The sequence below is a fragment of the Streptomyces viridosporus genome (assembly GCF_002078235.1).
GTDB lineage: Bacteria > Actinomycetota > Actinomycetes > Streptomycetales > Streptomycetaceae > Streptomyces > Streptomyces viridosporus.
In genome coordinates this window covers 1-615 of record NZ_MSGP01000910.1, presented here as the reverse complement: position 1 = coordinate 615, position 615 = coordinate 1, and the positions used below count along the sequence as shown (strand labels likewise).

Genomic DNA, 615 nt, shown 5'->3' with positions numbered 1-615 from the left:
GTGCAGCAGGTGGTCGACGGCGGGCCGCAGGGCCCTGACGACGGCGGGGAGGTCGTCGGGGCCCTGGGGCCGCGGCCGGGCGGGCGGCGGCGCGGAGCCCAGGCGGATGCCGTCCAGGATGCGGACCACGGTGGTGAGCAGCCAGTCGTGCAGGGCGAGGTCGTCGCAGAGTCCGGCGACCTCGGCGCTGCGGGTGCCCTCGGGGACGCGCAGCCGTACGGTGCGCAGCTCGTCCTCGGCGAGGGTGAACCGCTCGATCGACGGGCCGTCGCCGGGGTCCGCGGGCAGGGCCACCCAGCGGAGCCGGGTGGGCCGGGACCTGAGGGGCGGCCGCTGGTCGAGCAGGGGGTGGCGCAGCAGCCGCGTGAGCAGCCCGTCGGCGATCAGGCCGACGTCGAGCTCGCCGTGCCGCCCGCCGCCGAGCAGCCCTTGGGCGACCGCCTCGCGGGGCAGCTTCCCGAACGGCTCGACCACTCCGGGCCGCACCAGGTAGTGCCCCCAGGGGCGGCGGTGGTCGGGACCGGCGGCGGGGACGCGGAAGTACGCGGAGCTCTGCAGGACGCGTCCCTCGGTGAGCGAGGCCCGTGCGGCGACCGTGCCGACCGCGCGGACCCG

At 78.4% G+C, this 615-nt stretch carries 1 protein-coding gene; it reads right to left on the bottom strand.

Features of this window, described 5'->3' with window-relative positions; translation table 11 throughout:
• Window positions 1-615 (bottom strand): SCO2521 family protein (locus B7L92_RS38610; protein WP_255311367.1); only part of this gene is annotated, 615 nt, incomplete at both ends.